Here is a 25787-nt window from a genome sequence, read left to right as displayed (position 1 = left end):
CGAATTCTAGATGAATTGTCCAATTGTGAAAAGTTGGACGACTCATTTCAATAAAACTCATACTGAGAGAGGGCCGGTTTGGTCTTCTCTTTATTTATTGAGTGATTTGTTAAGAACATCTTTATTGTTAGTACTCCAAGGATTCATTTTTTGTTCTTTGCTATCATCTGAGTTTGTGATAAAATCTAATTGTTCTATGTAGATTAGATTTTTTATTATAATCTTAACAGTTTTAAACTATTAGAGCTAACTGAAAGGAGGGGGGCGTGTATCCTAAAGTGGTAAAAGAGCAGCTCTTTCAGCAATTGCAATCAATTGGTTGGTCTCGGGCAGCACTGGAACGAGTTTTTGCAGAGATTAGTGTGCAAGGGAAGACATTGACAGAAGAAGGAGATTACTTGCAGGAGGCTCAGCTTTTTGGCAGTCCTTTCTTTCAAGAGCTCTGGCAGGCTGAGGAGACTCAAATCAGCAGGTTAGGAGCTCAGGAGCTGCTGGTTTTGGCTATGAATCTTGTTAATATGCCTGAGGAGCTGAGCGGAGACAAGTCAGAGACAGATCTTTTACTGGCTCGGATTGCTCCAAACCTAACACCTCATGATGACTTTTGGAAAATTTTCTCAAGGACCTTGCGCCAGGCTTTTCCAGCAGATGATTTCAGCCAAAGGGATGGCAATCAAAAGCTCAAAAGGCAGCTACATCAGTTTCGCTATGTCATTTCCTGCCAGCAGTCCCGGTGGGTCAGAGATCACTATCGTCAGGCTGGCATGACTGATGTGGAAGCCTTGGCCTCCTATCTAAAGGATTGGCCAGCGCTGTCTTATAGCTTTCAAGAATCCTCTCGCTTGCATAATAAAGCCTATATTGATAAGATGTATGGTCAGGCTGTCTATCCGGATGGTCAAGCAAGTCAGGCCAATATAAAAATCCTGATTGATTTTCATACAGAGTTTATTTTGGATCAGACAGGTCGTTTTCTCAATATTATCGATCCAGAGGGGGCTAGCCAAAATGGTATTGTGAATGGCGCTAGCTTTAACTATGGTGAGCGCAATCGTCCGGTCAATCAGGCTTCTCATACCCGCTACGATGTCAAAACGCCTGCGGTCTGGGATCCTCGCTTTCGCAGGCTTGCCATTGAAAATGGTGACCGCAAGTTCAAGTCACCTCAGAACAATCGTGGGCCATTGGGCTATCGTTCGGCTAAGAGCCCTTATGCTCGAAAGGGGCGGAGTGCTTATAAACAGGTAAAGGCAGAGATTGCTCGGTTCAAGAAATTGCTGAATCGGCCATCCATCCTCTTGCGTTCCTGGGCTTGGTTCCGTCAGTTTTGGCAGAAGTTTTTCGCACAAAAAAATACGGACTAGCAGGTCCGTATTTTTATCTCTTATAAACTCTTAACTGCTGCAATCGCCGCATCATAGTCAGGCTCGGTATTGATATTGTCAACATATTCAGCGTAGGTCACAGTGTTGTTTTCGTCCAAGACAAGAACTGCACGAGCCAAAAGGTGCCATTCATTGATGAGGACAGCATAGTCATGGCCGAAAGAATGGTCGAAGTAGTCAGAGAGCATGACAGCATTCTCAATGCCTTCAGCAGCACACCACTTGCCTTGAGCAAAAGGCAAATCAACTGAAACCGTGATAACAACGGTATTGTCCAAGTCAGAGAGTTCTTGATTGAAACGGCGGGTCTGAGTTGAGCAGACACCAGTATCGATAGATGGGATGATGCTTAGGACTTTCTTTTTGCCAGCAAAGTCAGCCAGAGTTTTCTTTGAAAGGTCAGTTGCTGTCAGGCTAAAATCGTGGGCAGTGTCGCCGACTTGCAGTTGCTTTCCAGTAAAGGTTACAGGGTTTCCGAGAAAAGTTGTCATAGGAAGTCTCCATTCATGTTTGATAGCTTCATTGTACAGCGAATAGTGATTTTTTTCGAATAATTTGACCGGAAATTTGAAATCGACTCCATGTGAAGCTCCTTCTCCAAAAATAAAGAGGTTAGGATTTTGTCTTCCTAACCTTTTATCATTATTTGGCCAATCCTTCAGAAATTTTATCTAGATTGTATTTCATCATGCTGTAGTAGCTGTCGCCTTCTTCGCCTTGATCAGCGATTGAGTCAGTAAAGATTTTAGCGTGGATTGGGATGTTGGTGTCCTTAGAAACGGTCTTCATCGGACGGTCGTCTACACTTGATTCGACAAAGAGAGACGGCACTTTGGTCTTGCGTAGTTTTTCAACTAAGCTTTTGATTTGGTCTGGAGTTCCTTCTTCTTCGGTGTTGATTTCCCAGATGTAGGCCGACGGCACGTTGTAGGCCTTAGAGAAGTACTTGAAGCAGCCTTCGCTGGTCACAATCATTTTCTTTTCTTCTGGGATATTGTTGAATTTCTCCTTGGCCTCCTTATCCAAAGCGGTTAGCTTTTCCACATAGGCTTTAAGATTTTTCTCGTAAGTAGCCTTATTGTCAGGGTCTTTTTCAATCAAACGCTTGGCAATGTTTTGCGCATAGATAATGCCGTTTTCCAAGTTGAGCCAAGCATGGGGGTCTTCCTTACCCTTTTCACTTTGACCTTCAAGGTAAATGACGTCAACGCCATCGCTGACAGCATAGTAGTCCTTGTTTTCTTCCTTATTGGCATTTTTGACCAACTTGGTAAACCAAGCATTACCGCCAGTTTCCAGATTGATACCGTTGTAGAAGATGAGATCCGCTTGAGAAGTCTTTTTGACATCTTCAGGTAGGGGCTCATATTCGTGGGGGTCTTTGCCGACTGGTACAATGCTGTGCAGGTCAATCTTATCGCCAGCTATATTTTTGGTAATATCAGCGATAATTGAGTTGGTTGCAACAACCTTGAGCTTGGACGAGTCACTGGACGCGTTCTTCTGATCGGAGCAGGCAAAGAGAGTGCAGACTGCTAGCAAAAGCAGGGATAAAAAACCTAATTTTTTCATGGGATTCCTCCATTGATTTTTATTTTAGTTTAGGTCGGTTTTTAAGTTTTAAATAGCGTTGCTTAGGTGCAATAAAGAAAGAGATGAGAAAGATGAGGGCAGAGGTCAGGACAATGCTGGATCCTGCAGCGACATTAAAGCTATAGCCGATAAAGAGGCCAAGTACAGAAGCCAGAGCTCCCAGTCCTGAGGACAGCAGGATCATGGTTTTCAGACTGTTGGCATAGAGGTAGGCCGTTGCTGCTGGCGTTATCAAGAGAGCGACGATGAGAATGGTTCCCACGCTCTGCATAGCTGTCACAGAGACCAAGGTCAAGAGAATCATCAGCAGATAGTGGTAGAAGCTGACTGGCATGCCCATTGCTTGAGCCAGCAAGGGGTCAAAGGAAGTAATCAATAGCTGTTTGAAAAAGAGGGTGATGATTAAGAGCACAGCTATTCCGACTCCAATACTAATCCACATATCAATATCCTGTACGGCCAAGATATTCCCGAAGAGAATATGAAAGAGGTCAGTGGAGCTATTGGCAACGCCGATTAGGATCACACCCAGAGCTAGGAAGGAAGAAAAGGTAATCCCAATGGCCGTATCGCTTTTAATAATGGAGTTGCCCTTGATGTAAGTGATAATAATCGAGGCCAAAAGTCCGAAGGTGATGGCTCCGATAAAGAAATTAATCCCTAAAATGTAGGACAGGGCCACACCGGGCAGAACCGCATGAGAGATAGCATCCCCCATGAGCGACATGCCGCGCAGAATGATAAAGCAGCCGACAGCTCCAGCAACAATCCCAATGACGATGGCTGTGATGAGGGCATTTTGCAGAAAGTGAAAGTCCCGCAGCCCTTGGAAAAATTCTAAAATCATTCTAGGCACCTCCATTCATAAAGAGCTGGGAGCCGTAAGTCTTTTTCATATTGTCCTTGGTAAAGCTGGTCTCGGTAGGACCAAAGGCAATCAGCTTACGATTGAGCAGGATAACTTGGTCGAAATAATCAACAACCTTGCTCAGGTCATGATGGACAATCAGGATGATCTTGCCTGCGGCTTTGAGACTGCGCAGTGTAGACATGATAATCTCTTCACTGACAGAGTCAATCCCGACGAAGGGTTCGTCCAAAAAGATACAATCCGCCTCTTGAACCAAGCAGCGAGCAATCAAGACTCGCTGGAATTGCCCGCCAGACAGCTGGCTAATTTGACGCTCTGCCAAGTCTTCTAAACCGACAATTTTCAAGGCCTCAGCCACCTTGTTCCAATGGGAACTCTTTAGCCCCTGAAAAAGTTTAAGTTGAGGGTAAAGCCCCAAAGAGACACACTCTTTGACTTTGATAGGAAAATGATAATCAATATTAATCTTTTGTTCCACATAGGCAACCCGTTGGAGAGAGTTCTGCAGTGGCTTTTGATCCAGCAGAGTCTGGCCTTGGTGGTCGATAATCCCTAGCATGCCCTTGAGCAGGGTGGATTTTCCAGCTCCGTTAGGACCAATAATCCCAGTAATGGTTGGCTCCTTAATGGTTAATGAAAGGGGCTCAAGAGCCAGCGTATCCTGATAGCTGACAGTCAAATCTTTAATCGTAATCATCTCATACACCTCTATGGTTTTAATATACATTAAAACAAAAATTAAGTCAAGTTAATTTTTAATAAATCTCTAAAATTAATATGAGAAACGTTTGAAAAAACAAGTAGATTTTGATAAGGTTATATCAAAAGCATGAAAGCGAGAAGAAGATGACACGACTACAAGATGATTTCTATGATGCGATTAATGGTGAGTGGGCCAAGACGGCGGTTATTCCTGATGATAAGCCAGTGACGGGCGGCTTCATGGATCTGGCAGATGAGATTGAGGAACTTATGCTTTCTACGACCGACAAATGGCTGGCTGGCGATGGAGTGCCAGAAGATGCCATTCTGCAGAACTTTGTTGCTTACCATCGACTAGCAGCGGATTATGACAAGCGGGAAGCGGCAGGGATTGAGCCTGCGCGTGCCTACATTGATGAGATTCGCAACCTAGCGTCTTTTGAAGACTATGCTTCTAAGATTGCTGATTTTGAGCTGGCTGGCAAGCCGACTTATTTCCCCTTTGGTGTGGCGCCTGACTTTATGGATGCTCGTATCAATGTCCTTTGGGCAGACGGACCGGGAACGATTTTGCCAGACACGACCTACTATGCGGAGGATCATCCGCAGAAGGCAGACCTGCTCGCGAAATGGCGCAAGGCTCAGGAAGATTTGCTGGCAACATTTGACTTTGCAGAAGAGGAAATCAAGGATCTTTTGGATAAGGTCTTGGAGTTGGATGCTGTTTTTGCTCAGTATGTTCTGTCTAATGAAGAAAGCTCTGAGTATGCTAAACTCTACCATCCTTATAAGTGGGACGATTTCAAAGCCTTGGTACCAGAATTGCCTCTGGCGGGTATTTTCACCAAGTTAATCGGTCAAGAACCCGACCAAGTCATTGTGCCAGAAGAGCGTTTTTGGCAGGTGGCTAAGGATATCTATACAGCCACTAACTGGGATAAGCTCCATGCTTTGCTGATTCTCTCTGCTGTCCGCAATACGACCCCTTATCTAACGGATGACATCCGTGTCTTAGCAGGAGCTTATCATCGTGCTCTATCAGGGACTCCTCAGGCTCAGGACAAGAAAAAAGCAGCCTTTTACCTGGCCCAAGGTCCCTTCAATCAAGCTGTCGGTCTTTGGTATGCTGGTCAAAAGTTCTCACCTGAAGCCAAGGCTGATGTGGAGCAAAAAGTGGCGACAATGATTGAAGTTTACAAAAACCGCCTAGCCCAGAATGACTGGCTGACACCAGAAACTCGGGACAAGGCTATTGTCAAACTCAATGCCATCAAGCCTTATATTGGCTATCCTGACGAGCTGCCTGAGCGCTACACTCGAAAGGTTGTGGATGAAAAGCTGACTCTCTTTGAAAATGCTCAGAAGCTGAGCCAGATTGATATTGCTTACAGCTGGAGCAAGTGGAATCAACCAGTAGATTACAAGGAATGGGGAATGCCAGCCCATATGGTCAATGCCTACTATAATCCACAGAAAAACCTGATTGTCTTTCCAGCGGCTATCCTGCAGGCACCTTTCTATGACCTGCATCAATCCTCGTCAGCCAATTACGGTGGTATCGGAGCGGTCATCGCCCATGAGATTTCTCATGCTTTTGATACCAACGGCGCTTCCTTTGATGAAAATGGCAGTCTTAATAATTGGTGGACGGAGCACGACTATCAAGCCTTTACCGAGCGGACTCAAAAGGTCATTGACCAGTTCGAAGGACAGGATTCCTATGGTGCTAAGGTCAATGGCAAGCTGACCGTTTCAGAAAACGTGGCAGATTTGGGCGGCATTGCAGCAGCCCTAGAAGCAGCCAAGAAAGAAGCAGATTTTTCTGCTGAGGAATTCTTTACCAACTTTGCCCGTATCTGGCGGATGAAGGGCCGGGAGGAATATATGAAGCTCCTGGCAAGCGTGGATGTCCATGCGCCAGCCAAGCTTCGGACCAATGTACAGCTGCCTAACTTTGACGATTTCTTTACGACCTTTGATGTGCAAGAGGGAGACGGCATGTGGCGGAGCCCAGAAGAGCGGGTGGTCATCTGGTGATGCAGAGATAAGACGCTTATCGAATCCTGCTCAGTTCAAAAATAATCGAGTTCATTTCAATAGTCTGCTTTTGGTTGTGAAAGCAGACTATTTTGTCAAAGAAAATATAAAGCGTTTACATTTCTATGGCCTTGTGCTATACTGTAGTTGATAACAAAAAACAAACAAAATATCCAAATAGAATAGATTTCAAAGTGTTTATTAATGAATAATAAAGAAAAGAGATGTTCTTATGGTAAAACGATTCATTAGTTCAAATGCTTCAGAAATTTTAAATATGACTGCGCCGGAGCTGAAACAGAGCATCAAGGCCAGTGAGGGCCGCGTTATCCTGTCTGAAAACGTGGCTTTTAAAGAATCTTATATCGGTGATGTGACCAATGCAGAGATTGCTCGGTCTTTTGGTGCTGACTTGATTTTGCTGAATGGGATTGATATCTTCCAGCCTTTTGTGGCTGGTCTGGACGCCAAGGAAGATTTTGTTGAGGAGCTGCACCGCTTGGTTGGCCGTCCTATCGGTATCAATCTAGAGCCGGTGGACAGTCAGGCCCAGATGGCAGGAGAACGCCTGATTATTGATGAGGGGCGTCAGGCTAGTCTAGCGACCATTCAGCGAGCAGAAGAGTTGGGCGTTGACTTTATCTGCCTGACGGGTAATCCGGGAACTGGTGTCACCAATCAAGCCATTATTGACACCATTCGAGTGGTCAAGGAGAATTTTTCAGGCCTCCTGATTGCAGGCAAAATGCATGCTTCGGGTGTGGATGAGCCGGTAGCAGACCTAGAAGCAATCGCTCAATTTATCGAAGCTGGTGTTGATATTGTCCTAGCACCGGCAGTCGGCAGTGTGCCAGGCTTTGATGAGCAGGACTTAAAGCAGATTGTCCGACTGGCTCATCAAAAGGGGGCACTGGTTATGAGTGCTATCGGTACCAGCCAGGAGAGTGCTGATGAGGATATTGTCAAGCAAATGGCCATCCGCAACAAAATCTGCGGTGTAGATATCCAGCATATCGGAGACTCCGGCTACGGCTGTCTGGCTCCGGTGGAAAATATCTTTGCCATGAGCAAGGCTCTCAGAGGACAGCGCCACACCATTTCCATGATTTCACGTTCGATTAATAGATAGTAAAATGAGACAGACTTTTTTGGGGAAGCTCCTAGAAAGCCTGTCTCTATTTTTTATAAAAAAGACCGAGATTGTTGTCTCGGCCTTTATAGGTTTCCTTTTTTATCTAAAAATTCATGATAGACACAGAGGCTGACTGCAGAGCGGGCAATGCTGTATTTAGAGTAGGGGATAATAACAATCTCTGCTTGTTTTTGTTTTGGAAAGAGAGGCACTTCCTGCTCTAATTGAGCCAGAACCTGCTCGGCAATCACCGGATAGGAGAAGAGCTGGCCGTCCAGATAAATCCTTTCGCTATCAATAAGCTGGCAGAGATTGGAAATGGAAATGGCCAGATAGCGGCAGGCAGTATGAATCAACTCAATGCTGCCCAAGTCTCCTAAGCGATAGGCTGTCATCAGACTTGTCAAATCAATGTCATTGACGTCCTCTACAAGGGTCTTTAAGAGCGAGGTCTGGGAAGCCCGATACAGGATAGCTGCTTTATCAATCAGAGCGCTCTCACTGGCATAAACCTGCAGGCAGCCGTGCTTACCGCAAGGACAGCGCTCGCCTTCAGGATTGATGACGGTATGTCCCACCTCCCCGATAAGATAATTTTCCTGACTGTAAATACTGCCCTTGTACATGTAAGAGCAATGAATACCTCTGGCGACATGATAGACGATAAAATTACTGTCTGTCGGATGATAGCTAAAGAGACGTTCAGCCAGTGTCAAACAGTGGGACTTATTGGCAAAGTAGACAGGGAGGTCAAAGGCCTCTTGAATAGTCCGCAGGTTAATCTGTCCCCAGTGGGGGTTTTTAGAAATAATAAAATCACTCTCAGAGAGATTCACATGCCCCGGCAGCCCGAGGGCAATCGCTGAGATGGGGTATTGGCTGTTCTTTTTCAGAAAATCTTGAATGAGCTGGATGATTCCCTGGTCAGACGGGCCACCTGTCACCTCGACCTGATAAGTCCGAATGCTGCTTTCTGCAATCTCACCGGTATTGTCAGCGATGACTATGGCCAGCTGTTTTTCAGAAATCTCAAAGCCCAGATAGTAGCGGCTACGAGGCGCAATATCTAGCAGGGTTTTCTTGCGGCCTACGCTCTCGTCATTGAGCTCACCCAGCTCCAGAACCAAGCCTTCCTTGATCAATTCATTGATGATGCTGCCGGTCGTGGCTGGTGTAATCTGAGTTTCTTTTGAAATATCAATCCGGGAAATCGGTCGTTTGGCGTAGAGCTGATCCAGAACAGTTGCCCTTAGCTCGTTTTGTTTTCTAGTTCGTGTCATCTTGTTTCCTCTGCTGCTATACTATCAAAAAAAGCTAGAAATCTCAAATGTAAGCGTTGACATAGTACAGAAAAATAGTTATAATGTTTATAGAATATTAATAACATAGTGAAAAATATTCTATTTTTGGATTTTTGTTTATATATTAAAAATAAATAGCAAGCGTCGTTGCAGGTTAGGTCAGATTTATAAAGGAGGATGTCGATGGAAACAAAACAGATTATGTTAGTCTGTGCGGCTGGGATGAGCACCAGTCTCATGGTCAATAAAATGCAGAAAGCTGCAGAGGAGCGAGGCTTAGCTGCGACGATATTTGCGGTGCCAGTGTCAGAAGCAGAAGACTATCTGAGCGAGAAAAAGGTTGATGTCCTTTTGCTGGGACCTCAGGTCCGCTATCTATTGGAGGATTTACAGGAAAAACTAACTTCAAAAGGCATTCCGGTGGATGTTATCCCTATGACGGACTACGGAATGATGAAGGGGGATAAGGTCCTGGATCTGGCAGAGTCGCTCATGAAGTAGGTACTCCTATGGAAAATAAAGATTCCTTAGAGGTCGCTATGACCCTCATTATGTATGGCGGAGAGGCCAAGTCTTGTGCTATCGAAGCCATTGCAGCAGCAAAAAAGCAGGACTTTGACCGGGCGCAGGAGAGGCTGAGTCAGGCTCAGAAGGCCCTGCTGCAAGCCCATCACGCTCAAGCTGAAATGCTGACCAAGGAGGCACAAGGAGAGAAGACAGAACTTAGTTTATTTATGGTGCATGGGCAGGATCATCTCATGACCAGTATCGCCTTTGTTGATTTGGCAAAGGAGATTGTTGATTTACATAAAAAATTTGATGAATAGGAGAAATGCAGATGAGTAGTTTGGTTGATAAATGGCAAGCGCGTCTCATGCCTATTGCCAATAAAATCGGCAACCAAAAATTTCTGGTTGCCCTGCGGGATTCCTTTATTGGGACCATGCCTGTGATTATGACGGGCTCTTTCGCCCTCATGGTAAATGCCTTTCTATCTGACTTGCCAGGACAGTTCGGCTGGACTTGGATTTCCTCTACCTTCCAGTGGCTGATTGATATTAACTGGCTGGTATTTAAGGGCAGTATTCCTATCGTTACCCTCTTGTTCCTCTTTACCTTCGGGGTCAATATCGCTAAGATTTACAATACTGATAAGGTGTCTGCCGGTCTGGTAGCTGTTGCTTCCTATATCATTACCATTGGTGGATCAGTTACTAAAACCTTTGAGTTGGCTGGCAAAACACCAGGGCTGAGCAAGGCGATTTCAAAACTTCCAGAGCTAAAACTTGACGGCAGTAACTTGTCTGTGACGATTAACAGTGTCATTCCCGGTGACCAGATTAGTGCGCGTGGTTATTTTACTGCCATTCTGATTGGTTTTGTGTCTGTCATCATCTTCTGTAAGGTCATGAATCGTAACTGGACTATCAAACTTCCGGATTCTGTTCCTCCAGCTATCATGAAGCCGTTCCTGTCTATCATTCCGGCTGCAATTGCCATGTATGTCGTGGGAATTGCGACCTATCTCTTTAATCTGGTGACAGGCGAGCTCTTGATTGACTGGATTTACAAGATTCTTCAGGCGCCGCTTCTCAGCTTGTCTCAAAGCTTCTGGGCTGTGCTGCTCATTGTCTTTCTCAATAAGATTTTCTGGTTCTTCGGACTGCACGGCGGTAATGTGCTGGCGCCAGTTATGGCTAGTCTCTTTGGTGTGACCATGCTGGCCAATCTGGAAGCTTATCAGGCTGGGTATGCGATTCCTTACATGTGGACGGATAATTCTTTCGGTGCTTTTGTCTGGTTTGATGCGATTGGGGTTGCCATTGCCATTCTCTGGCAATCTCGGAACAAGCACTATCGCGAAGTTGCCAAGTTGGGAATTTTCCCAATGGTTTTCAACATCGGTGAGCCAGTCATGTACGGTCTGCCAATCGTTTTGAATCCAATTATGTTTATTCCATACGTCCTGACGCCAATGGTCATGGTAACAGTAGCCTACTTTGCAACCTCTATGGGCTTGGTTGCGCCGGTTACTCAAAACGTTACTTGGGTAATGCCGCCGATTCTCTACGGTTTCTTTGCGACAGCCTTCGACTGGCGGGCAATTATTCTTTCGCTGGTTAACATCGCTATTTCGACCGCTATATATCTGCCCTTTGTCAAGATGGCAGATAAACAGGAGGAGCTTGGATAGATGGCAAAATTTGAAATTAAAGAAGAATTTTACCTGGATGGCAAGCCTTTTAAGATTTTATCGGGAGCTATTCAGTATTTCCGGCTTCATCCAGACCAGTGGCGAGATACCCTTTACAATCTCAAAGCTCTAGGCTTTAATACGGTAGAAACCTATATTCCTTGGGCATTGCATGAGCCTCAGGAAGGACAGTTTCAGGCAGAGGGCATGCTGGATTTTGAAGCATACTTCAAGTTGGTTGAGGAGATGGGGCTTTATCTCATTGTCCGTCCGACGCCCTACATCTGTGCAGAGTTTGACTTTGGCGGCCTGCCGGCTTGGCTCTTGAGATATCCTTCGATGCGCCTGAGGGTCAATCATCCGCTTTTTCTGGAAAAGGTCAGTCATTTCTATGACTGGCTCTTTCCCAAGCTTTTGCCCTATCAGAGTGATCAAGGCGGCCCTATCCTCATGATGCAGGTGGAAAATGAATACGGTTCTTACGCCGAGGACAAGGCCTACATGCGCAGCATTGCCCAGATGATGAAGGTACGTGGAGTTTCGGTTCCCCTCTTTACTTCTGATGGGACATGGATAGAGGCTTTGGAATCTGGGACCTTGATTGAGGATGATATTTTTGTGACGGGGAATTTCGGATCTCAGCCCAAGGAAAATACAGACAATCTGCGAGCTTTCATGGAACGCTATGGCAAGAAATGGCCACTTATGTGTACAGAGTTTTGGGATGGTTGGTTCAGCCGCTGGAGCGAGGAAATCGTTCGGCGAGAGGCAGAAGATTTGGCCCAGGATGTCAAAGAAATGCTGCAGCTGGGCAGCATGAACCTCTTCCTCTTGAGAGGTGGGACAAACTTTGGCTTTATCAGTGGCTGTTCAGCTCGAAAGACCAAGGATTTGCCACAGATTACCTCCTATGATTTTGACGCACCCATTACTGAGTGGGGGCAGCCGACCGAGAAATACTACGCTGTTCAGCGGGTGACCCACGAGGTCTTTCCAGAGCTTGAGCAGATGGAGCCTATTAGCCGACAGGCTAAGGCCTATGGCAGTTTTCCACTGCTTGGTACTGCAAACCTGCTGGATGTGGCAGCGGATATCACAGAGGAAATTCTGCTGGATTATCCGCAGCCTATGGAGCAGATTGGGCAGAATCATGGCTATATCCTCTACCGTTCCGATATCAAAAATCAATACCATGAGGAAAGGCTCAAGGCCTTGGAGACTCATGACCGCTGTCATTTCTATGTCAATCAGGAGCACCTGGCTACTCAGTATCGTGAAGAAATCGGTGATGAAATGCTCTTCTCAGCTGATACCGAGCGGATTCAGATTGATGTGCTGGTGGAAAATATGGGGCGGGTCAACTATGGTTACAAGCTGGGCGCACCCAGTCAATCCAAGGGAGTCAAGGGCGGTATCATGATTAACCACCAGTTCCGTAAGGGCTGGAAGCATTATGCGCTCAAGTTTGACCAGGAAATGCTGGCCAAGCTAGACTGCTACTCAGCTCCACCGGAAAGAGTCAAAGCACCGACCTTCTATCGCTTTGAAGCGGAGTTGGATGATATCGCTGATACCTTCATTGATTGCTCCAAGTATGGGAAAGGCTGTATTTCGGTCAACGGCTTCAACTTAGGCCGCTACTGGAATGAAGGACCGATTCACTATCTCTATGTGCCGTCTGGCCTGCTTAAGGAAAAGAATGAATTTATCGTCTTTGAAACTGAAAATGTCAAGATTGAAGAGTTGACTTTACTTGACCATCCAGTCTATAAGAAATGAGGTGTTGCGATGAAATATATGACAGTCGGGAATGAACTGGAAAGAGCCAGTCAGCTGATTTTGGGTTGCATGCGACTGGCAGAGCATGATCCTAAAGAGGTTGTTTCCGTTCTTGAAACAGCATTAGAAGTGGGAATTAATTTCTTTGACCACTCAGATGTCTATGCTGGCGGCCAGTCTGAAGCTAAGTTTGCGCAGGCTCTTCGCTCGGCTAAGATTCCCCGGGATCGAGTTCTCATCCAGTCCAAGTGCGGACTGCGAGATGTTCACACTAACTACCATTTTGACTTTTCTAAGGATTATATCATCAGCTCGGTTGAAGGCAGCTTGGAGCGCTTGCAGACAGACTATCTGGATGTGCTCCTCCTGCACCGGCCAGATGCTCTTGTAGAGCCGGAAGAGGTGGCTGAAGCTTTCTCACAGCTGCACCAAGCCGGGAAGGTTCGCTATTTCGGAGTCAGCAATCAAAATCCTTATCAAATTGAGCTGCTGCAAAAGAGTGTGGAGCAGCCCTTGATTGCCAACCAACTGCAGTTTGGTCCAGCCCACACTCCGATGCTGGATGCTGGGCTTAATGCCAATATGCTCAATCCTTTAGCAATTGTTCGGGACGGTAGTGTGCTGGACTATTGTCGATTGCATCATATCACGATTCAGCCTTGGTCACCATTTCAGGTTGACTTGAACCAAGGACTTTTTATGAAGCATCCTAAATATGCTCAGCTTACAGAAACTCTGCATGCCTTTGCGTCAGACTATCAAGTTTCTTTTGAAGCCTTAGTTCTCGCCTGGATTTTGCGTCATCCAGCACAAATGCAGCCGATTGTTGGCTCCATGAATCCACAGCGAATTCGCTCAATGGTGGCTGCTTTTGATATTGAACTCTCTAGGGCTGATTGGTATAAGATTTACAAGAGCGCGGGGAATCCTCTGCCCTAAGCTTGTTTTTGCAGGGAGATTATTTGTTATTCAGAATCAATGAAGGTTAAGAGCAGTGAATCAGTCTGCTTGCTTTATTGATTAAGCTCGACTCTGCACCTTATGAAAGGAGAATGATATGAATAATAAGTTTTCTTGGCAAGCCCTAGCAAAATCTACTTCTGCTGCTAAGTATGGGAGCAGCTTGCTGCTATGTGCTTCCCTCTTGTCCTTAGCAGCTTTGACAGCTGTCTCAAGAGTTGAAGCAGAAGATGTTGCCCCTGCCGCAGTAGCTGAAACGCCGGCTTCTCCAGCAGCGCAAGCAAGCCCCGAGGCTGAAAATCCAGCTGTAGCTGAACCCCAAGCAGCTCCTGCAAATCAGGCCGAATCAGCTGCAGCCGCTAGCGAGTTGCCAGCCAGTCAGGTCATGTCCGATGAGCAGAAGCAGCGCGCCATTGCTCAGATGGGAGCCAATCAAGGGGATGTCTGGGTTTGGTCGGAGGAAAATGTCGTTGAAGAAAATGGGGAGCGTCAAAAGCGCGGTCCTAATGGCGGTCCTGGCCAATTTAATGGCGGAGCTGTCGTGTTAGGCGGCCGTCCGACATATGACCCAGCGGCGGATTGGTACTACCTTGCTTATAAAGGCGAAGGGATGACCGACGAAGAAGCGAAGGCTGTCTTTGACAAGGAACGCGGCAAATGGATGAACGAATTTGATCCTTGGGGCGTTGTGATGGAAATGACGGACAATAAGGCTGGCAATGCTTGGGCGGATATTCGGAACATGCAGGCTTTTGTGCTCCGGAAGGACTCCAATGTCTGGGAGAAAATTGTGGATCACCCTCAAGGGGTTCAATGGGTGGCTCAATTCAAGGGCAATATGTCCAGCTATGTAGAAGATGCACGGCAGGAAGCCTTGGCTGGCGGTGGAACAGCTATTGAGGTATTACCTAAGCAGGATCGGGTTACCCACTGGGGCTCTGATCAAGCCCGTGATATTCCGAATCCTCAAAACATTCGGGCTGTTTTAGTTTCCGTAGAAGCTCGTATTTCTGAAAAATCTGACCCTGATGCCAAGCTTGGTATTCAAGTTGGCGGTGACTGGAAGTTTGCTGAAGAAGTGAGTAAGCCGCTCTGGTATCCAGGAGCTGGTCTAGCTGGTATTCAGCGACTGACCAAGGATTGGGCTCGTTACTATTTTGTCAGTCTCACTGGTATTCAAGATGCAGTTGAAGAAAGGGCCATTTCACAAGATGAGTTTATGAAGAGCGTCGTGCCGTTGGCCGATATGGAGCAGGCCTCTCAAAATCAAGCCCAGCAGCAAACTCCTGCAAGCCCTGATCCAAAGAGTAGCCAAGCAGAAAATCTGACCTACAAAACAAGCGGCCAGACGGATCCTCAAGAAGCGTCTCAAGAGTCAACTCTTCAACAAGCTTCTTCCAAACAATTGCCTAAGACCGGCAGCCAAAGCAGCCTATTGACCAATCTGCTTGGACTCGGGCTCTTAGGACTGGGTGCTGGCTTCCTTGGCTTGAAGAAAAAATCTTAGTTTTGCAAGCTAGAGGGAAAAATAATCTATAAAAAAGCAACAGCAGATTCTAGCTGTTGCTTTGTGTTTGATTTAGGTTTTGCACGACAGGCTGTCCAAAATTAGGTATTTGCGCAGCGGGCGGACTGCAGACTGGCTCCTGGTATTTTTGAGTAAAGCGGCATCTAGGGAAGTTGGAGCAGCCCCAAAATTTCTGACCGGCCTTAGAACCTTTGCCTGCTGTACGGAGCACCAATCCATGTTGGCAGCGAGGGCAGATCTTTTCTGCTTCTCTACGCTGCTTATTCTGAGCAATGTGGTTAATATGGCGCTCTTTGATGACCTGCTTTCGCTTGGTCAAGGGCAGGAGCATACGATAGAGGTCGTCAATCTGATCAGGCGACAGGTAGACTTGACTTTGGCAGGCCTGCCGGTCAATTGTCCCAATCACTTGCCAGGTCTGAATAACCTTATGCCTGTCACTGTTTAGATGGATTTCCTTAAGCTGACAGTCATTGCCAAAGACGATATAGGAATATAGATTTGGCGTGTATTGGTTGAGATAGTAGTTGAGCCATTTGAGATGAACTTTATTTTGAATAATGGGATTGAAAAAAGAATGCTTGTAAGATTTTCCGCGGCCACCGGAAAGAACCTGAGTCCAGTATTGCTGGTTTTCTGAGCCGAAGATCCAGCCCTTGTAGTTTTTTGACTCAAAAATGTAAATTCCAGATGGATGAATCAGCAGGGCATCAATCTCAGTGGTAGTGCCATCTTCTTTGAAGATATAGAGATTGTACAAAATCTTTTTATAGCTATAGAGCTGGTTCAGGACCTGACCAAGCTGGTACTCTCCTTGTTTTCCCTTGTTATATTTGAGTTCCCAAGGGGCAGTCTGGGTTTGCTGGAAATAGTCAGGCTCTGGGCTTTGGCTGGACGACCAATCCGAGTCCGTATCTTCCCTGTCTTCGAGTAGCTTATAACTGATAAAAAAGACGATGCCAAAGACAGCCACAAATGCGACGAAAAAGAATCCAAACATTTCCTAATCTCCCTTAAAATCCCTATTTTGAGTATAGCACAAAATAAAGGACGAAAGATTTTTATAAGTGTAAAAACACAACAATTGAACAATAGGTTAAAATATGTCTAAAAATAGAAAGCTATCCTTTAAAAACTTATTTTTCCAAAAACACCTCACAAACCTAAAAAATCATGTATAATAAAAAGACAGGAAAAGAATAGGAGTTATCATGTCTCAGGAATTAATCAGTGTTATCATCCCTGTTTACAATGTTGAGCAGTATTTAGCAGAATGTGTGAACAGCGTCTGTCGTCAGACCTATCAAAATCTGGAAATTATTCTAGTCAATGATGGTTCAACAGATGCTTCTGGCCAGATTTGCCAAGAGCTGGCTGACCAAGATGCGAGGATTCGTCTTATTCATCAGGACAATCAAGGCTTGTCCGGTGCCCGCAACACAGGGATTGAGCACTCTAGTGCAGACTATTTGATTTTTGTGGATTCGGATGACTGGCTGCCTGAGCAACATGTTGCCCGTCTTTATGAAAAGCTCAAGGAGTACGATGCGGATATTGCCATTGGTCACCACTGTAGCTTCCGTGCAGAGGATTCAGCCTTCCTCTACTATTCGACAGAGCATTTTGAAACCCTTTATACGCGAGAAGAGATAATCGAGGAGTATCCTAGACGGCGCATGCTAGACGGTGTCTTTCTCTGTGCCTGGGCCAAGCTCTATAAGCGTAAGCTCTTTGATACAGTGCGCTATCCAGTCGGCCGAGTGGCCGAAGATGCCTTTACAACTTATAAGCTGTATCTTCAGTCAGAGAAGATTATCTACCTCAATGAACCGCTCTATTACTATCGCTTGCGGCCAAATAGCATCTCCATGACTTGGAATGAGCAGTGGTTCCGAGACTTGATTGTAGGTTTTGAGGAGCAGCTAGCCATTTTGGGTAAGCTGGGCTATGACCTGAGCTTCTACTACAAATACTACACTTTCCTGCTCCAGTATTGTCGCGACAGCGCTGCAGCCGTCGGTATGCAGTCCAGTCTGGTCTATCAGGAAATTGAAAGTAAACTCCAACTATTTGGAGAATAAACAAAACAAGCCACCTTTCATCCATAGGGCTGAAAGCGTAGCTTGTTTTTTAGTGTTTGAAAATTAAAGACTAAAAATAACAATTAATGTCATGCTTCAAAAAAACATCTTGGTATTCAAATAAGTCTTCAGGGTGCAAGGCCTTGACATCTTCCATGGCATACTTTCGGCCAAGTAATTTGTATTTATTTTCGCCAAATTGATGGAAAGGCAGCAGCTGGACTTGATCGATGGATAGTTCATTAAACAAAGTCGCAAACCGCTCTGCATCTTCTAAGGAGTCGTTAAAATCTGGAATGACAGGAATGCGGAGAACAATCGTCTTTTGATGAGTAAAGGCGTAGTGGATATTCTGAACAATTAATTCGTTTTTTACTCCAGTCACCTTGCGGTGGTTGACAGAGTTATAATGTTTCAGATCGGTATAGATGAAATCAACGTACTGGATGAGATCCACGAATTTTTCATGTTCTACAAAGGCAGTTGTTTCAATAGCGGTATGAATCCCTTTTTCCTTAGCCGCTTTGAGAATGGCCTTGGCAAATTCAAACTGGGCGAAAATCTCTCCGCCAGATAAGGTTAGGCCACCGCCAGATTCTTCATAAAAATCTCTGTCCTTTAGGACTTCGTTGATAATCTCCTCGACACTTCTTTCCTCCCCCATAGTGATGCTTTTTTTGGTAGTAGCATCCAGCATAGGCTCGGGTCTGAATTGCTGTGATTCTGGGTTAGAGCACCAAGGGCAGCGCAGAGGACAGCCCTTGAGGAAAACCGTTGTACGAATCCCTGGTCCATCATGAATACTGAAATGTTGGATGTTGAAAATAATTCCTTTTGTTGTTTCCATACTCAGGCCTCCTTTGGATACAATTATTATAACTTATTTTAGAAAGAAAAACAATTACGAATGAAAGTTATTTTTATTTTATTTTTAAGGCGTCTTTTGTTACAATAATAGCAGAGGTGAAAGAATGGAACGTTTAGATGAAATTGTTAAATTAGTATCTGAATTTGAACGAATCGATGTCAATACTTTGTCTGACCGCTTAAAAGTGTCCAAAGTAACGATTCGCAAGGACTTGGATAAGCTGGAAACCAAAGGTCTGCTGCGCAGAGAGCATGGCTATGCTGTTTTAAATAGCGGCGATGATCTGAATGTCAGACTTTCCTTTCATTATGATACCAAGCGCCGAATTGCCCAGGAAGCAGCAAAAATTGTTCAGGATAATGAAACCATTATGATCGAATCAGGCTCGACCTGCGCCTTGCTAGCTGAGGAAATCTGCCGAACGAAGAAGAATGTCAAGATTATTACCAATTCTTATTTTATTGCGGATTATATAAAACAAACTGATTCTTGTAAAATTATCTTACTGGGCGGAGAATTTCAGAAAGATTCTCAAGTGACAGTAGGGCCTCTTCTCAAGGAAATGATCCGCTTTTTTCACGTAGAACATGCCTTTGTCGGAACAGATGGCTATGATGAAAATCTAGGCTTTACAGGCAAGGACCTGATGCGGAGTGAGGTTGTGCAGTATATGTCAGAGGCATCTGACCAGATGATTGTCTTGACGGACTCAAGTAAGTTTACCAGAAAAGGAATAGTTAAGAGATTCGGCTTCAAGCAGATTGCTCAAGTGGTGACTGACAAGGCGATTCCTAAAGAGGCTGTTGAGCGCTTGAAAGCTGCCGATATCAAGCTGACTCTGATCTAGCAGAGAAGGAGATAAGATGAAAAATGAAAGAAAAAAACTATTGGCAAAAATTGCTTATCTCTACTATATCGAAGAAAGAAGCCAGTCTGACATTGCGGCTGAGACAGGGATTTATCGTACCACTATCAGCCGAATGCTGGCAGAAGCGAAAAAAGAGGGCATTGTAAAGATTGAGATTGAAGACTTTGATACCCGCTTGTTCCATTTGGAAAACTATGTAAAAGAAAAATACGGGCTCAAGGGAATCGAAATTGTCAGTAATTTAGTGGATGAATCTCCAGCGGACTTGGAAGAAAGGCTTGCCCAAGCTGCTGCGGGTATGCTACGCAGCCTGATTAAAGACAATGATAAAGTGGGATTTTCTTGGGGCAAGAGCTTGAGCCTTTTAGTAGAGCACTCCAGCAACAAGCATTTGACAAATGTTCATTTCTTTCCTTTGGCAGGTGGACCTAGTCATATCCATGAACGTTACCATGTGAACACCCTCATCTATAGCATGGCTGGGAAATACCATGGGGACTGCCGTTTTATAAATTCTACGATTATTCAGGAAGATGAGCAACTAGCAAATGGAATTTTAGCTTCTAAATATTTTGAAGATCTAAAAAGCAGCTGGCAGGAGCTGGATGTAGCTGTGGTTGGTATTGGCGGGCAGGTTGACACCAGAAATCGTCAATGGCTGGACATGCTGACCTCAGAGGATTTTCTTGCTCTAGAGAGTCAGGATGCTGTTGGAGAAATCTGCTGTCGCTTCTTTAATAAAAAAGGGGACATGGTCTACCAGCATTTGCAAAATCGAACGATTGCCATCTCTTTGGAAAATTTGAAAAAAGTGCCGCTTAGTCTAGCCTTTGCTTATGGCAGTCAAAAATCTGCTGCTATCTTAGCGGTGTTGCGAGCTGGCTATGTCAATCACTTGGTCACAGATGAAGCGACTATTTTAAAAATGCTAGAACTAGATGGAGATAGTAGCTTCCTCACTTCTTGATGGTAGTAGAATTTCAGGTGCAATAGATTTCCAAGACGGAATTCAGGAATCCTATTTTTTAATAGTGGATTAGCACTTATGTATGGAGGTGGATTGTTGATTTGAAAAAGCTTATGAAACAAAAATTGACTAGTTTAGCCACAGGGGAGCTAGTCGCTGTGCTAGTATTTTGGATGAATTTTTTCCTGCTCAAAAAATGGATTCTTACTACTAGAGCTTTGATTTCTATTTCTTTCTCCTTGTTTGTACTGAGTTTTATTCTGATACAGGGCTCTGTTTTTTGGTGGATTTTGATAAAAAGGATTTCCAATCCAGGATTTGCTGAAAGATATACAGGCAAGATTTATAAGGTACTAAAGATCTTAGACCTTATTTTGCTGGGTGTGGGAGCCCTGATAATTATGTTAAATTACAGTGGATTTCCCACATTTATAATCCCAGTAGCAATTTTGTTTTTTGCTGTCATCGAGTGGATGAATTATTTTAAATTACAATTATCCTACAGTCTGAATCCTGCTGTTTTATTGAAATACATTCTCCAGAGGAAATTGCGGAAAAGTAAAATAGCAAAGGAAATTGAGAAAGCCATTTAAAAAGATAAGTTTCGGTTTCTTAAAATAGCATATATGAGGAAGTAGAAGCGAATAGCTGCTGCTTCTTTTTTTGTGCCGAATCTGCTTATCGTTCTTATCTAATAGAGTGCCTTTGATTCGCAGTTGCATAAAGCTGTACAGAATTGTCCTTTATGGGGGGAGTTTTTATTTTTTTGCACAAATGTGCGAAAAAATTTAAATAAGCTAATTTGTTCTATAATGTATTGACGGACTGAGATAAAGGTGATACATTCTAGTTACAAACAAAAATAAATTACTTTCAAACAAAAGAACAGGTTTTTGTTAATCATAAAGATAGGAGCGGTTGTAACATATGGAAATGATTGTAGCAGATCAAATTATCATGGGCCTTATCTTAGACGCCGGTGATGCTAAGCAGCATATTTATCAAGCTTTATCACTAGCTAAAGATGGTAAGTTTTCAGAATGCGATGAGCAGATTGAGCTTGCAGATAAGGCGCTGTTAGAGGCCCATAACTTGCAGACCAAGTTCCTAGCTCAGGAAGCTGGAGGAACGAAAACAGAGATCACAGCGCTGTTTGTCCATTCTCAAGATCATTTGATGACCAGCATTACAGAGATTAATCTCATCAAGGAAATCATCGACTTGAGAAGAGAATTACAAGGGAAAAATGAATCATCAGGAGGATGAAAAGATGGTTAAGATTGGTTTGTTTTGCGCGGCAGGTTTTTCAACAGGAATGTTGGTCAACAACATGAAGATAGCTGCAGCTGAAAAAGGGCTGGAAGCTGAGATCGAAGCCTACTCTCAGGCTAAGCTGGCTGATTATGCAGCGGATTTGGATGTCGCTTTATTGGGCCCGCAGGTAGCTTATACTCTGGACAAGTCTAAAGCTATTTGCGACAGTTGCCATACTCCGATTGCAGTTATTCCGATGGCTGATTACGGTATGCTAGATGGCGAAAAAGTGTTAAATCTCGCTTTGAGTTTGTTGGATAAACATTAAAATCAAGGAGCTTCGTTATGTCTAAAGTGGATACTCAAAAAATCATTGCGCCGATTATGAAGTTTGTCAATATGCGCGGGATTATCGCCTTAAAAGACGGTATGTTGGCAATTTTGCCTCTTACAGTTGTGGGAAGTCTATTCTTGATTGTAGGGCAATTGCCGTTTGAAGGTCTAAATCAAGCCATTGCTGGTATGTTTGGGGCTGACTGGACAGAACCGTTCATGCAGGTTTATTCAGGAACCTTTGCCATTATGGGGCTGATTTCTTGTTTTTCAATCGGCTATTCTTATGCCAAGAACAGCGGTGTAGAGCCTCTGCCGGCAGGAGTGCTGTCTCTTTCTTCTTTCTTTATCCTTTTGAAATCCTCCTACATACCAGAAAAGGGTGAAGCGATTGCAGATGCGATTGCCAAGGTCTGGTTTGGAGGTCAAGGAATCATTGGGGCCATTCTGATTGGTCTGGCAGTTGGCAGTATCTATACGATTTTCATTCAAAAGCATATTGTCATCAAAATGCCAGAGCAGGTTCCTCAAGCGATTGCCAAGCAGTTTGAAGCCATGATTCCGGCTTTCGTTATTTTCTTGCTGTCAATGCTTGTTTATATTATTGCCAAGATAGCGACTGGTGGCGGTACCTTTATTGAGATGATTTACGATGTCATTCAGGTGCCTCTGCAAGGTCTGACGGGCTCTCTGTATGGAGCTATCGGTATTGCTTTCTTCATTTCTTTCCTGTGGTGGTTCGGTGTCCACGGCCAGTCTGTTGTCAATGGTGTCGTAACAGCCTTGCTGCTGTCAAATCTGGATGCTAATAAGGCCCTGCTTGCTGCAGATAAGCTGTCTGTCAGTCAAGGTGCTCATATTGTGACCCAGCAATTTTTGGATAGTTTTCTTATCTTGTCGGGCTCCGGTATTACTTTCGGAGTGGTCGTGGCCATGCTCTTTGCTGCCAAGTCTAAGCAGTATAAGGCTCTGGGGAAAGTTGCAGCTTTCCCGGCAATCTTTAATGTCAATGAGCCAGTTGTCTTTGGTTTTCCGATTGTGATGAATCCGGTCATGTTCCTGCCCTTCGTTTTGGTTCCAGTTCTGGCCGCTTTGATTGTCTACATGGCGATTGCGGTTGGCTTTATGCAACCATTCGCAGGTGTGACTTTGCCTTGGAGTACGCCGGCTATCATTTCTGGCTTTATGGTCGCTGGCTGGCAAGGGGCAGTCATTCAAATTGTCATCTTAGCCATGTCCGCCTTTGTCTATTTCCCATTTGTGAAGTTTCAGGATAAGATTGCCTACAATAACGAATTGAAAAATGAAGAATGAAGAATAATCTGATTTTGATGGATAAAAACACAAAAGTTTCTTGGCTCAGATGGCACAAATGTGCAAAAAATCTTTAATTCAGTAATCGCCTATAAATGATTGAATTCTAAGATTTTGCATGTTACAATAGTTACGAAAGAAATAAATTAAATTTCATAAGAAAGGCCGTGACCAAATGATCCAAGTAAAAGAAGTAGAAAGAACAACAATAAAAACAGACTATTTTGGCAGCTTAACAGAGCGGATGAATAAATATCGGGAAGATGTTTTAAATAAAAAGCCCTATATTGACGCAGAGCGTGCTGTCCTAGCTACTAAGGCCTATGATAAGCATAAGGAAAAACCAAATGTGTTGAAACGTGCTTACATGCTCAAAGAGATTTTGGAAAATATGACGCTCTATATCGAAGATGAAACGATGATTGTCGGTAATCAGGCTTCATCTAATAAAGATGCGCCTATTTTTCCAGAGTATACTTTAGAGTTTGTACTCAATGAACTAGATCTTTTTGAGAAGCGGGACGGAGACGTCTTCTACATCACAGAGGAAACCAAAGAGCAGCTCCGCAGCATCGCTCCTTTCTGGGAAAACAATAACCTCCGTGCGAGAGCTGGAGCTTTACTTCCAGAGGAAGTTCAGGTTTATATGGAAACTGGCTTCTTTGGTATGGAAGGAAAGATGAACTCTGGGGACGCCCACTTGGCGGTCAACTATCAAAAACTCTTGGCCTATGGGCTGAAAGGTTTTGAAGAAAAAGCCCGCGCAGCTAAGGAAGCTTTGGATTTGACCGATCCGGCTAGTATTGACAAATACCACTTCTATGATTCCATTTTCATCGTTGTGGATGCTGTGAAAGCTTATGCAGAGCGTTTTGTGGCCTTGGCCAATCAGCTGGCAGAAAAAGCAGAGCCTAAGCGCCGTCAAGAGCTCTTAGAAATCGCTAGAATTTGTTCTAAAGTGCCGTACGAGCCAGCATCAACCTTTGCTGAAGCTGTTCAGTCTGTTTGGTTTATCCAGTGTATTCTTCAGATCGAGTCCAACGGACATTCACTCTCTTATGGACGCTTTGACCAGTACATGTATCCTTATGTTAAGGCAGATTTGGAAGCTGGACGTGAGACAGAGGCTAGTATTGTGGAACGCTTAACCAATCTCTGGATTAAAACGATTACCATTAATAAAGTGCGCAGTCAGGCCCACACATTCTCATCTGCGGGCAGTCCCCTTTATCAAAATGTGACAATCGGTGGCCAAACGAGAGATAAGAGAGATGCAGTCAACCCACTTTCCTACCTTGTGTTGAAATCTGTAGCTCAAACTCATCTTCCTCAGCCGAATCTGACCGTTCGTTATCATGCAGGCTTGGATGCTCGCTTTATGAATGAGTGTATCGAAGTCATGAAGCTTGGTTTCGGTATGCCAGCCTTCAATAATGATGAAATCATCATTCCGTCCTTTATCGCAAAAGGCGTTTTAGAAGAAGATGCTTACGACTACAGTGCTATCGGCTGTGTGGAAACAGCTGTGCCTGGTAAATGGGGCTACCGTTGTACAGGTATGAGCTACATGAACTTCCCTAAGGTGCTCCTGATTACTATGAACGATGGTATTGATCCAGCATCTGGCAAGCGCTTTGCGCCAAGCTTCGGTCATTTTAAAGATATGAAGAGCTTTGCTGAGCTGCAAACGGCTTGGGACAAGACCTTGCGTCATTTGACCCGCATGAGTGTCATCGTGGAAAATTCTATTGATCTGTCTCTTGAGAGAGAAGTGCCGGATATCCTCTGCTCAGCTTTGACAGATGACTGTATCGGGCGCGGTAAGCATTTGAAAGAGGGCGGAGCTGTCTATGACTATATTTCTGGCCTTCAAGTCGGTATTGCCAATCTATCAGACTCATTAGCGGCCGTCAAGAAGCTAGTCTTTGAAGAAGGCAGGTTGACTCCGGCTGAACTCTGGCATGCACTTGAAACGGACTATGCAGGTGAGCGTGGTAAAGAAATTCAAGAGATGCTGATTCATGATGCACCAAAATATGGTAATGATGATGATTACGCAGATAAGCTAGTGACAGATGCTTACGATATTTATGTGGATGAAATCGCTAAATATCCAAATACCCGCTATGGCCGCGGTCCAATTGGCGGTATCCGCTACTCTGGAACATCTTCTATTTCAGCCAATGTCGGTCAAGGTCGCGGTACCTTGGCGACACCAGATGGCCGCAATGCTGGAACACCGCTCGCTGAAGGCTGCTCTCCATCCCACAATATGGACAAGAACGGACCGACCTCTGTATTGAAATCTGTTTCTAAATTGCCGACAGATGAAATCGTAGGAGGCGTTCTGCTCAATCAAAAAGTGAATCCTCAGACCCTGTCTAAGGAAGAAGATAAAGTGAAACTAATTGCCTTGCTTCGTACATTCTTTAACCGTCTGCATGGCTATCATATCCAATACAATGTCGTTTCTCGGGAAACCTTGATTGATGCTCAGAAGCATCCTGAAAAACACCGCGATTTGATTGTTCGCGTTGCAGGCTACTCTGCTTTCTTCAATGTGCTTTCCAAGGCGACGCAAGATGATATTATCGGACGTACGGAGCACACGTTGTAAAAG

24 protein-coding genes are annotated in these 25787 nt (G+C 44.6%); 17 read left to right on the top strand and 7 right to left on the bottom strand.

Annotated elements, in window-relative coordinates; all coding sequences use genetic code 11:
- The first annotated feature begins 266 nt into the window (after nucleotides 1–266).
- Nucleotides 267–1364 (top strand): DUF3114 domain-containing protein, encoded by a 1098-nt coding sequence (locus tag J1C81_RS10370; RefSeq protein ID WP_002916127.1) that lies wholly within the window; start codon nucleotides 267–269, stop codon nucleotides 1362–1364.
- A 20-nt stretch (nucleotides 1365–1384) separates the two neighbouring features.
- On the opposite strand, the gene tpx is transcribed toward J1C81_RS10370, so the two are convergent.
- From tpx to J1C81_RS10350, 4 genes are all read right to left on the bottom strand, one after another.
- The gene (tpx, locus tag J1C81_RS10365; RefSeq protein ID WP_002916125.1) at nucleotides 1385–1876 is read right to left on the bottom strand and encodes a thiol peroxidase; all 492 of its coding nucleotides are present in this window, start codon (nucleotides 1874–1876) and stop codon (nucleotides 1385–1387) included.
- 151 nt (nucleotides 1877–2027) lie between these two features.
- Nucleotides 2028–2957 (bottom strand): metal ABC transporter substrate-binding lipoprotein/adhesin SsaB, encoded by a 930-nt coding sequence (gene ssaB, locus J1C81_RS10360; RefSeq protein WP_002916124.1) that lies wholly within the window; start codon nucleotides 2955–2957, stop codon nucleotides 2028–2030.
- A 19-nt stretch (nucleotides 2958–2976) separates the two neighbouring features.
- Complete coding sequence (locus J1C81_RS10355) at nucleotides 2977–3825, bottom strand: metal ABC transporter permease (RefSeq protein ID WP_032909779.1); 849 nt, start codon at nucleotides 3823–3825, stop codon at nucleotides 2977–2979.
- A 1-nt stretch (nucleotide 3826) separates the two neighbouring features.
- The gene (locus J1C81_RS10350; RefSeq protein ID WP_032909778.1) at nucleotides 3827–4546 is read right to left on the bottom strand and encodes a metal ABC transporter ATP-binding protein; all 720 of its coding nucleotides are present in this window, start codon (nucleotides 4544–4546) and stop codon (nucleotides 3827–3829) included.
- A 149-nt stretch (nucleotides 4547–4695) separates the two neighbouring features.
- Here J1C81_RS10350 and J1C81_RS10345 point away from each other — a divergent pair, with 149 nt between their 5' ends.
- Both J1C81_RS10345 and J1C81_RS10340 read left to right on the top strand, forming a co-directional pair.
- Nucleotides 4696–6588, top strand: a complete 1893-nt coding sequence (locus J1C81_RS10345) for a M13 family metallopeptidase (protein WP_002916117.1) — start codon at nucleotides 4696–4698, stop codon at nucleotides 6586–6588.
- A gap of 232 nt (nucleotides 6589–6820) precedes the next feature.
- Nucleotides 6821–7717, top strand: coding sequence for a hypothetical protein (locus J1C81_RS10340; protein WP_002910768.1), 897 nt, complete (start codon nucleotides 6821–6823; stop codon nucleotides 7715–7717).
- Nucleotides 7718–7803: 86 nt separating this feature from the next.
- On the opposite strand, the gene J1C81_RS10335 is transcribed toward J1C81_RS10340, so the two are convergent.
- Nucleotides 7804–9000, bottom strand: coding sequence for an ROK family protein (locus J1C81_RS10335; RefSeq protein ID WP_002916115.1), 1197 nt, complete (start codon nucleotides 8998–9000; stop codon nucleotides 7804–7806).
- Nucleotides 9001–9204: 204 nt separating this feature from the next.
- On the opposite strand from J1C81_RS10335, the gene J1C81_RS10330 reads away from it, so the two are divergent.
- The 6 genes from J1C81_RS10330 (at nucleotide 9205) to J1C81_RS10305 (ending at nucleotide 15461) form a co-directional block, all read left to right on the top strand.
- Nucleotides 9205–9522 (top strand): PTS sugar transporter subunit IIB, encoded by a 318-nt coding sequence (locus J1C81_RS10330; protein WP_002916114.1) that lies wholly within the window; start codon nucleotides 9205–9207, stop codon nucleotides 9520–9522.
- 8 nt (nucleotides 9523–9530) lie between these two features.
- Nucleotides 9531–9848: a PTS lactose/cellobiose transporter subunit IIA gene (locus J1C81_RS10325; protein WP_002914454.1), complete on the top strand. Its 318-nt coding sequence runs from the start codon at nucleotides 9531–9533 to the stop codon at nucleotides 9846–9848.
- 5 nt (nucleotides 9849–9853) lie between these two features.
- A complete protein-coding gene (locus tag J1C81_RS10320; RefSeq protein ID WP_002916113.1) occupies nucleotides 9854–11215 on the top strand; it encodes a PTS sugar transporter subunit IIC in 1362 nt (453 codons plus the stop codon).
- Nucleotides 11216–12994, top strand: coding sequence for a glycoside hydrolase family 35 protein (locus tag J1C81_RS10315; protein WP_002916112.1), 1779 nt, complete (start codon nucleotides 11216–11218; stop codon nucleotides 12992–12994). It abuts the gene before it with no gap.
- Between the two features lie 9 nt (nucleotides 12995–13003).
- The gene (locus tag J1C81_RS10310; RefSeq protein WP_002916111.1) at nucleotides 13004–13933 is read left to right on the top strand and encodes an aldo/keto reductase; all 930 of its coding nucleotides are present in this window, start codon (nucleotides 13004–13006) and stop codon (nucleotides 13931–13933) included.
- A 118-nt stretch (nucleotides 13934–14051) separates the two neighbouring features.
- On the top strand, nucleotides 14052–15461 hold the full coding sequence (locus J1C81_RS10305) for an LPXTG cell wall anchor domain-containing protein (protein WP_002916110.1): 1410 nt from the start codon (nucleotides 14052–14054) through the stop codon (nucleotides 15459–15461).
- A gap of 49 nt (nucleotides 15462–15510) precedes the next feature.
- On the opposite strand, the gene J1C81_RS10300 is transcribed toward J1C81_RS10305, so the two are convergent.
- On the bottom strand, nucleotides 15511–16482 hold the full coding sequence (locus J1C81_RS10300; protein WP_002898513.1) for a nuclease-related domain-containing protein: 972 nt from the start codon (nucleotides 16480–16482) through the stop codon (nucleotides 15511–15513).
- 211 nt (nucleotides 16483–16693) lie between these two features.
- Here J1C81_RS10300 and J1C81_RS10295 point away from each other — a divergent pair, with 211 nt between their 5' ends.
- Nucleotides 16694–17563 (top strand): glycosyltransferase family 2 protein, encoded by an 870-nt coding sequence (locus J1C81_RS10295; RefSeq protein WP_002898511.1) that lies wholly within the window; start codon nucleotides 16694–16696, stop codon nucleotides 17561–17563.
- Between the two features lie 70 nt (nucleotides 17564–17633).
- Here the strand turns inward: J1C81_RS10295 and J1C81_RS10290 are convergent, their stop codons facing one another.
- Complete coding sequence (locus J1C81_RS10290; RefSeq protein ID WP_002901594.1) at nucleotides 17634–18410, bottom strand: glycyl-radical enzyme activating protein; 777 nt, start codon at nucleotides 18408–18410, stop codon at nucleotides 17634–17636.
- A 124-nt stretch (nucleotides 18411–18534) separates the two neighbouring features.
- Here J1C81_RS10290 and J1C81_RS10285 point away from each other — a divergent pair, with 124 nt between their 5' ends.
- The 7 genes from J1C81_RS10285 (at nucleotide 18535) to J1C81_RS10255 (ending at nucleotide 25784) form a co-directional block, all read left to right on the top strand.
- Entirely contained in the window at nucleotides 18535–19278 is a 744-nt protein-coding gene (locus J1C81_RS10285; protein ID WP_002916109.1) for a DeoR/GlpR family DNA-binding transcription regulator, read from the top strand.
- Between the two features lie 16 nt (nucleotides 19279–19294).
- Nucleotides 19295–20266: a sugar-binding transcriptional regulator gene (locus J1C81_RS10280; protein ID WP_002916108.1), complete on the top strand. Its 972-nt coding sequence runs from the start codon at nucleotides 19295–19297 to the stop codon at nucleotides 20264–20266.
- 101 nt (nucleotides 20267–20367) lie between these two features.
- Nucleotides 20368–20859, top strand: a complete 492-nt coding sequence (locus J1C81_RS10275; protein WP_002916107.1) for a hypothetical protein — start codon at nucleotides 20368–20370, stop codon at nucleotides 20857–20859.
- 334 nt (nucleotides 20860–21193) lie between these two features.
- Nucleotides 21194–21532 (top strand): PTS lactose/cellobiose transporter subunit IIA, encoded by a 339-nt coding sequence (locus J1C81_RS10270; RefSeq protein ID WP_002916106.1) that lies wholly within the window; start codon nucleotides 21194–21196, stop codon nucleotides 21530–21532.
- Nucleotides 21533–21536: 4 nt separating this feature from the next.
- Nucleotides 21537–21848 carry a PTS sugar transporter subunit IIB gene (locus J1C81_RS10265; protein ID WP_032909248.1) on the top strand — a complete coding sequence of 104 codons (312 nt, stop codon included), beginning with the start codon at nucleotides 21537–21539 and terminating at the stop codon, nucleotides 21846–21848.
- A 17-nt stretch (nucleotides 21849–21865) separates the two neighbouring features.
- Nucleotides 21866–23167: a PTS sugar transporter subunit IIC gene (locus J1C81_RS10260; RefSeq protein WP_002916103.1), complete on the top strand. Its 1302-nt coding sequence runs from the start codon at nucleotides 21866–21868 to the stop codon at nucleotides 23165–23167.
- Nucleotides 23168–23342: 175 nt separating this feature from the next.
- Entirely contained in the window at nucleotides 23343–25784 is a 2442-nt protein-coding gene (locus tag J1C81_RS10255) for a glycyl radical protein (protein WP_002916101.1), read from the top strand.
- Nucleotides 25785–25787: the final 3 nt, after the last annotated feature.

This window comes from Streptococcus sanguinis (genome assembly GCF_050225395.1).
Lineage (GTDB): Bacteria > Bacillota > Bacilli > Lactobacillales > Streptococcaceae > Streptococcus.
The sequence above is the reverse complement of the archived record's forward strand: the minus strand, read 5'-3'. Positions and strand labels throughout refer to the sequence as shown.

What these genes read in the sequence shown, in the direction of transcription:
- tpx (WP_002916125.1), bottom strand. Translation starts at nt 1,876, where the DNA reads ATGACAACTTTTCTCGGAAACCCTGTAACCTTTACTGGAAAGCAACTG.
- ssaB (WP_002916124.1), bottom strand. Translation starts at nt 2,957, where the DNA reads ATGAAAAAATTAGGTTTTTTATCCCTGCTTTTGCTAGCAGTCTGCACT.
- J1C81_RS10355 (WP_032909779.1), bottom strand. Translation starts at nt 3,825, where the DNA reads ATGATTTTAGAATTTTTCCAAGGGCTGCGGGACTTTCACTTTCTGCAA.
- J1C81_RS10350 (WP_032909778.1), bottom strand. Translation starts at nt 4,546, where the DNA reads ATGATTACGATTAAAGATTTGACTGTCAGCTATCAGGATACGCTGGCT.
- J1C81_RS10345 (WP_002916117.1), top strand. Translation starts at nt 4,696, where the DNA reads ATGACACGACTACAAGATGATTTCTATGATGCGATTAATGGTGAGTGG.
- J1C81_RS10340 (WP_002910768.1), top strand. Translation starts at nt 6,821, where the DNA reads ATGGTAAAACGATTCATTAGTTCAAATGCTTCAGAAATTTTAAATATG.
- J1C81_RS10335 (WP_002916115.1), bottom strand. Translation starts at nt 9,000, where the DNA reads ATGACACGAACTAGAAAACAAAACGAGCTAAGGGCAACTGTTCTGGAT.
- J1C81_RS10330 (WP_002916114.1), top strand. Translation starts at nt 9,205, where the DNA reads ATGGAAACAAAACAGATTATGTTAGTCTGTGCGGCTGGGATGAGCACC.
- J1C81_RS10325 (WP_002914454.1), top strand. Translation starts at nt 9,531, where the DNA reads ATGGAAAATAAAGATTCCTTAGAGGTCGCTATGACCCTCATTATGTAT.
- J1C81_RS10320 (WP_002916113.1), top strand. Translation starts at nt 9,854, where the DNA reads ATGCAGATGAGTAGTTTGGTTGATAAATGGCAAGCGCGTCTCATGCCT.
- J1C81_RS10315 (WP_002916112.1), top strand. Translation starts at nt 11,216, where the DNA reads ATGGCAAAATTTGAAATTAAAGAAGAATTTTACCTGGATGGCAAGCCT.
- J1C81_RS10310 (WP_002916111.1), top strand. Translation starts at nt 13,004, where the DNA reads ATGAAATATATGACAGTCGGGAATGAACTGGAAAGAGCCAGTCAGCTG.
- J1C81_RS10305 (WP_002916110.1), top strand. Translation starts at nt 14,052, where the DNA reads ATGAATAATAAGTTTTCTTGGCAAGCCCTAGCAAAATCTACTTCTGCT.
- J1C81_RS10300 (WP_002898513.1), bottom strand. Translation starts at nt 16,482, where the DNA reads ATGTTTGGATTCTTTTTCGTCGCATTTGTGGCTGTCTTTGGCATCGTC.
- J1C81_RS10295 (WP_002898511.1), top strand. Translation starts at nt 16,694, where the DNA reads ATGTCTCAGGAATTAATCAGTGTTATCATCCCTGTTTACAATGTTGAG.
- J1C81_RS10290 (WP_002901594.1), bottom strand. Translation starts at nt 18,410, where the DNA reads ATGGAAACAACAAAAGGAATTATTTTCAACATCCAACATTTCAGTATT.
- J1C81_RS10285 (WP_002916109.1), top strand. Translation starts at nt 18,535, where the DNA reads ATGGAACGTTTAGATGAAATTGTTAAATTAGTATCTGAATTTGAACGA.
- J1C81_RS10280 (WP_002916108.1), top strand. Translation starts at nt 19,295, where the DNA reads ATGAAAAATGAAAGAAAAAAACTATTGGCAAAAATTGCTTATCTCTAC.
- J1C81_RS10270 (WP_002916106.1), top strand. Translation starts at nt 21,194, where the DNA reads ATGGAAATGATTGTAGCAGATCAAATTATCATGGGCCTTATCTTAGAC.
- J1C81_RS10265 (WP_032909248.1), top strand. Translation starts at nt 21,537, where the DNA reads ATGGTTAAGATTGGTTTGTTTTGCGCGGCAGGTTTTTCAACAGGAATG.
- J1C81_RS10260 (WP_002916103.1), top strand. Translation starts at nt 21,866, where the DNA reads ATGTCTAAAGTGGATACTCAAAAAATCATTGCGCCGATTATGAAGTTT.
- J1C81_RS10255 (WP_002916101.1), top strand. Translation starts at nt 23,343, where the DNA reads ATGATCCAAGTAAAAGAAGTAGAAAGAACAACAATAAAAACAGACTAT.